This is a genomic window from uncultured Dialister sp. (assembly GCF_900541605.1).
Classification (GTDB): domain Bacteria; phylum Bacillota; class Negativicutes; order Veillonellales; family Dialisteraceae; genus Dialister.
This window is the reverse complement of record NZ_UQKJ01000108.1, coordinates 1-6475: the sequence shown is the minus strand read 5'-3', so window position 1 is coordinate 6475 and position 6475 is coordinate 1. Positions and strand designations below refer to the sequence as shown.

Genomic DNA, 6475 nt, shown 5'->3' with positions numbered 1-6475 from the left:
GGATAGCCTCCTTCCTTGGGAAGGAGGTGGCTGCGAAGCAGACGGAGGTTAGCTGTTGGAAGCGCCGCAGGCTGATGTGTTTTCCTAGTCGCTAACAGCTAGCAGCTAGAAGCCCCCGCCCGTGCGCACGCTAACTTAACCAGCCTATCGCCGCAGGCTGATGGGCTTTCCTGGCTGCTGACAGCTAGAAGCCAGAAGCCCCCACCCGTACGCACGGTGGCCGGCCATCTGCCAAACAATTGAAAATAATTCTCATTTCTTGTATAATACAGTCATTTCAAGTCGGAAGTAGTATCACCGAAGGAACTCCTATGAATCACTCTGACAGACAGTACCTGAAAATTGCATTGCCTGCCGCACTGGAAGGGCTTTTCATGATTCTCCTCGCCTCCACGGACCTGATCCTGGTGGGGGCGCTGGGGAGTTTTTCCGTGGCCGCCGTCAGCATTTTCCTGCAGCCCCGGCTGGTGCTGCTCTGCCTTTCCCGGTCCCTGGCTTCCGCGGTGACCCTGGTGGTGTCCCGGCTGGCGGGAAGGGATGACCGGGAGGCGGTATCTTCGCTCCTGAAGAAATCCCTCTTCCTCTGTGCCCTGGTGATGGGGATTTTCCACGGGGCCTGTTTCGTCTTCCTGGAGCCCATATTCTCTCTCATGGGCGCATCGCCGGACTACATGGCGGAGGCTTTGGACTATGGGGCGCCGGCGCTGCTGTCCGTGTATTTCACGTCCCTGGCCCTTATCCTGCAGGCGGTGCAGCTGGGCTATGGGGATACGGCGTCCATCATGAAGACAAATATCGCCGGCAACGGTATCAATGGGGCCCTGAGCTTTGTCCTCATTTCCGGCATGGGGCCCATCCCCGCCTTTGGCGTCAGGGGAGCCGCTATCGGTACCATCGTGGGCACCCTCTTTACCCTGCTGGCGTCCTTCTGTCTCCTGAAATCCAAAGGCTTTTTCCGGAGCGGCTCTTTCCTGCCGGACCGGGCTTACTTCCATGAGGTGCTTCCCATTTTCGGAAGCATCCTGGGAGAGCAGGGGAGCGAACGCATCGGCATGGTCCTCTTCTCCCGCATGGCGGCGGGGCTGGGAACCGTGCCCTTTGCGGTGCACAGCATCTGCATGAATATCTGCGATGTGTACTATGACTTCATCATGGGATTCGGAAAAGCAGGCATGGTGGCATCGGGGCAGTCCATGGGCCGGGGAAGCCAGCAAGACTGGGCGGCCTATCGGACCTGCGGCCTCAAATGGTGCCTCGTCCTTTCTGCTGCGGTCTGCGGGGCGGTGCTCATTTTCTCCGATGAGATTTTCTCCTTCTACTCGAAGGATCCCTCCCTACTTGCCATGTCCGGCACGGTCATGGTGATCATTGCCATCGTCAGTTTCCCGGAGGCTTTGGCTATCTGGGGCGCCGGTGTCCTCCGGGGGAGCGGCCGGACCGCCCAGGTGGCGGCGTACTCCTTCGTTTCCATCACCTTCCTCCGCCCCCTGGTGACCGCCTTCTTCCTTTACGTACTTGACATGGGCCTCCTGGGGACCTGGTGTGCCCTCCTCCTGGACCAGGTCATCCGCGCCGCCTGCGCCACCTTCCTGGTGGCCCGGCTGTCGGCCAAAGGATGCTCCATGGCACTGGTGGAAAATGGGAGGTAGTGGGTTAGTGAGACAATGGGGCAGGTTGGAATGGTTGAGAAGGTTGGATGGGTTGATTCAACCCATGGCACTGACTGGCCACCGCCAGCCGGTTTCCCCTGTTACTGACTCTTACCGCATATCGTCATTTCGAGCGGTGGTAAGCGCCGTGACGATAGTAACCATAAGAATCGTATGTGAGAGAGAGTCGAGAAATCTCCCGGGTAAATGCCTGTGACGGTGTTACAACTCCTGAAAGTAGAGAGAAAAGATCTGTATTCCCGACCACAAGAAAGATTTCGGGGCTCCTCGAAGCTGTAGCGGTTTTGGGCTGTATTCTTATGTAGCATGCTCCCACCGCTCGAAATGACGAGTTAGAGTAGAGTCCGTTTTTCTGAGAGATGATAGCTAAAAATGCCCACTGGTCTGCGGTCGGAATTCCGGCGCCGGGCACCTGTGGGCATCTATTGTCTCAGCGGTGGCATCGCTGAGCCTCAACTCTCTTTCCTCAACTCTCAACTCTATCTTTTTCCGGCGAAGCCGCTGGCCTTGTGCTACAATACCCAATGGAGAAAGGTTGGGAGGATGATTGCGATGATTTCATATATACGGCAATGGTGGAAGCGGGGACTGGTTCTGCTTTCCCTTTTTGTGATGGTTCTGGGGCTTTCTGCCTGCGGCAGTGAGAAGAAGACCATCACCATTACGCCGGATACGGGGGAGAAAATCGATGTGACCCTGGACGGCGGCGATCATTTTGACATTGACTATGTGAATGGGGTACTCATGGTGTACCAGAAGAAGAAGGTCATGATACGGTTCGCCTTCATTACGAAGGACATGGCCATAGCCCAGAAGAAGAGCGTCAGCAAGGTGCCCTCGGAAATCCACAGGGATGAGGATTCTTATATTTTCTTCAGCGCCGCCGGTCCTGAGGGCATGGTGGATTATTACCTGTTCCCGGTAGGAGATAAAACCTGGGCCTACGGTGCCACCCATCTGCCTCCGGAGGCGGCGGAAAAGGTGATGGGACGGGTGCATTTTGAGAAAAAGAGTTGAGATTTGAGAGTTGAGAGTTGAGGTCCGGCTGTGGCACGGGGAAGCTAATCTCACGTGCGAACGGGCGGGGGCTTCTAGCTTTTAGCCTCTAGGGAAGCACTGATTAAATCGTTGTCAGATTTTATTCTTGGATTTTTATGCAATGCGAGGAATAACTCGACGCGAATAGCGAGCTATTTAAGGAGAGTTATGACGAAGCAGTGCATAAAAATCCTTATAAAATCTGACTCTGCGAATTAATCAGCGCTTCCCTAGCTCTTAGGAAAGCTGAACAGCTTACGGCATGATGGGTGACGGAAACACCGGGCCAATGACTCTGCACATCAGCATCCGTTCTGCGGCAAAGCCGCGGGACCTCAACTCTCAACTCTCTTTCCTCAACTCTTTCTTTTTTCATTGAAAAAAAGAGCCATATATTATACACTGATACGAGTGACTTTTTCGTATGAGGAGGCGTGTCAAAATTTTAATTGGCGGCATAGAAGCAGGCGGTACCAAGATTATTTGCGGCGTAGGTGAAGTGAGGGATGGGAAGATCCGGATTCTTTCGGAAATGCGGTTCCCCACCACCACGGCGGCCCAGGTGCTCCCGGAAATTATTAACTGGTTCAAGCAGTATTCCATCGAATCACTGGGAATTGCAAGCTTCGGGCCCCTGGACCTGAAGAAAGATTCTCCCACCTACGGGTACATCAAAGCCACCCCGAAGAAGGGCTGGCAGGATGTGGACTTCGTAGGTCCCTTTGCCAGGGCCCTTTCGGTACCTATCGAATTTGATACGGACGTGAACGGGGCGGCCCTGGGAGAAGCGGTATACGGCGCCGGCATGGGATGCCCTGTGGTGTCCTACATGACCGTAGGTACCGGTATCGGCGTAGGCTTGTACTGCGATGGAAAACTGCTCCACGGCCTCGTCCATCCGGAAGCGGGGCACATGCTCATCCAGCGTCATCCGAAGGATACCTATGAAGGGAGCTGCCCCTTCCATAAGGATTCCTTCCTCCCCGGCGGGTGCCTGGAAGGCTATGCCTGCGGACCGGCTATCCAGAAGCGCTGGGGCGCTCCGGGAGAAACGCTCCACAACCGGAAGGAAGTCTGGGAAATGGAAGCCTACTATCTGGGCCAGGGGGTATCAAACCTGGTACTCCTCTATTCGCCGGACCGGATCATCATCGGCGGCGGCGTCATGCACCAGGAAGGGCTCTTCGACATGGTACGGGCGGAAGTGAAGAAGAACCTGGCCGGCTACATCCATTCGGATATGGTGGACAGCCGCCTGGCAGAATACATCGTACCGCCGGCCCTGGGAGACCACGCCGGCCTTACGGGGGCCATCGAACTGGGCAAACGGGCCTGGGAAAATGCAAATCATGAATAAGAGATGAAAAAAGCTCCATCGGGAAACCGATGGAGCTTTTTTCATATGTGGATGGGAGTCGTGCGAACAGGCGGGGCTTTTAGCTGCTGGCTGCTAGCTTCTAGGAAAGCTGATTCGCCTGCGGCGCTTTCATCAGTCCCCATCAGCTAACCTCATGGCCGGCCCCGAAAGGAAAGCGCTTTAATGTGCAGTATAAGCGCCAACTTGGGCCGGCCTCGCAGGTCCTCTGCAGGACCTGCGCTCACGTGGGCAGCTCCTTCCCAAGGAAGGAGCCTACTGTAGAGTCATTTGTCCGTTTAGGGGCTGGAGTCATCAGGATTCCAGCAGCGGCGGAGCTACTGCATCTTTTACCTTACCTCCCCCATCTATGGGGGAGGTGGCGCCGCAGGCGACGGAGGGGGCTCTCGCTAAAGCTGCTCAGACCGTTTTCTGATAAAATACCAGCCGCTTCGCGGCGAATCCATCCCCCGCCCTTTGGGCTGCCCCCTTCTCTAAGGGGGCACTTGCCTGACCTATATCCTCAATATTATAAGATACCCGCCAGCATGCAGGCCCTTGGAGAAGGGCCGCGGCAAAGCCGCAGGATGGATTGCCGCTTCGCGGCTACTCCTGCACTGCCTTGGCGCTGGAGAAGCGGGAGGCTATGGCACCGATGATGAGGCCGGCGATGCAGAAGGAGACCCAGCCAAGGCCGTAGCTGGCGAGGGGCAGGGAAGCCATGAGGCTGTCCAGGGCTCCCAGGGACAGGCCGGCGGTGTGAATGCCGTCATAGAGGGAAGGAACGAAGGTGAAGAGGGTGGCCATGCGGTATACGGACCGGTAGCCGCCGAAGAGGGCATGGGTGAAGGTGAGGAGTACCAGGGAAATAGTGAGGGGGTAAAGGAACATGAGCACCGGAATGGCGGCTTTGATGATGGTGGTGAGGCCGAAGAGGGCAACGAAGAAGGAAGCGATGGAGAAGGCGGACACCCACATGGAGTAGGACAGGGCCGGAATGAGGCGGGAGAAGTACTCGCCGCAGGCGGTGATGAGGCCTACGCTGGTGGTGAGGCAGGCCAGAAGTACGATGACCCCCATGACGATGCGGCCGTAGGAGCCGAAGTAGTACCGGGCGCTGCCGACCAGGACGCCGGCGCCGTTTTCCTGCATGCCCAGGGTGGTGACGGAGGAGGCGCCCAGGAAGCAGAGGAATACGTAAATGATGGCGAGGAAGAAACCGGCGATGAGGCCGCTCTTCAGGGTGCTCAGGGCCACTTCTTCATTGGTCTTCGCCCCGTACTGGCGGACAGAATTGATGACAATAATGCCAAAGACGAAGGCTGCCAGGGCATCCATGGTGCCGTAGCCATCCAGGAAACCCTGGGTGAGGGCCTTTATACCGTCCCGGTAGCTGTCGGTGGCCGGCTGCCAGGGTCCCATGGGATGGATAATGGAGAACACAAAGAGGAGTGCCAGGAAGAGGAGGAGCACCGGCGTAATGACCTTGCCGATACGATTCACCAGTTTCGTAGGAGTGACGGAGAGCCACCAGGAAACGACGAAGAAAATAAAGCAGAAAACATAGAGGGCCATCTGCTTCATGGCACTTCCGAAGAAGGGAGCCACGGCGATTTCAAAGGACGTGGTGGCGGTACGGGGCGTGGCGAAGGCCGGCCCAATGGTTATGTACAGGAGGACGGTGAAGAAAACGGCGTACTTCGGATGGATCCGGGAAGCCAGGGCCTGGAGGTCACTGCCGGAATAGCCGATGGCCGCCACCGCCAGGATAGGGAGGCCCACGCCGGTCAGAAGGAAGCCGATGGTGGCAGGAATGGTATTGACGCCGGAATTCTGTCCCATAAATACAGGGAATATCAGGTTGCCGGCGCCAAAGAACAGGGCGAAAAGCATGAGCCCGATGGGGATGAGGGAATTGGTCGATTTCTTCATAACATACAGCTCCTTTTCAGAACATAACTGCCGGCGGGACATAAGAAAAGCCCTGCCGGAAAAATCCGACAGGGCACAGAATCTGTGAGGTACCACCTTGTCCACATACTTGATTCAGCGATAACGGTACTGCCGCCTGCTCCTGGCCTATGGCTCAGAGCAGGAACTCCCGGTTGACGCGGCTCCTTCACTCCAGCAGTTCGCACCATCTACTGCCTCTCTGGGAAGACTCCAAAGCCTGATTCCGATCCTTGTTACTTTGTATGACTTGAATGTATTCTAGCATGATAAATATAGTAAGTCAAGGAAAAGAAAGAGTTGAGAGTTGAGATTTGAGAGTTGAGGTCCCGCGGCTTCGCCGCAGATGGGATCCTGATGACTCTATCCCCCAAACAGACAATTGCCTCTGCAGTAGGCCCCTTCCTTGGGAAGGGGCTGCCCAACGGGCTGGGGTTAGCTAATGGAAACTGATGGGATTGGG

General features: G+C 56.3%; 4 protein-coding genes. 3 read left to right on the top strand and 1 reads right to left on the bottom strand.

The features are described from left to right. Positions 1 to 311 precede the first annotated feature (311 nt). The 3 genes from QZR21_RS07455 to QZR21_RS07445 all read left to right on the top strand — a co-directional run bounded on the left by QZR21_RS07455 (position 312) and on the right by QZR21_RS07445 (position 4065). Positions 312 to 1649: an MATE family efflux transporter gene (locus QZR21_RS07455; RefSeq protein ID WP_296097812.1), complete on the top strand. Its 1338-nt coding sequence runs from the start codon at positions 312 to 314 to the stop codon at positions 1647 to 1649. Positions 1650 to 2222: 573 nt separating this feature from the next. Further along, positions 2223 to 2687, top strand: coding sequence for a hypothetical protein (locus tag QZR21_RS07450; RefSeq protein WP_296974691.1), 465 nt, complete (start codon positions 2223 to 2225; stop codon positions 2685 to 2687). A 445-nt stretch (positions 2688 to 3132) separates the two neighbouring features. Continuing rightward, complete coding sequence (locus tag QZR21_RS07445) at positions 3133 to 4065, top strand: ROK family protein (protein ID WP_296097810.1); 933 nt, start codon at positions 3133 to 3135, stop codon at positions 4063 to 4065. A gap of 603 nt (positions 4066 to 4668) precedes the next feature. Here the strand turns inward: QZR21_RS07445 and brnQ are convergent. Next, the gene (gene brnQ / locus QZR21_RS07440; protein WP_296097808.1) at positions 4669 to 5994 is read right to left on the bottom strand and encodes a branched-chain amino acid transport system II carrier protein; all 1326 of its coding nucleotides are present in this window, start codon (positions 5992 to 5994) and stop codon (positions 4669 to 4671) included. Positions 5995 to 6475: the final 481 nt, after the last annotated feature.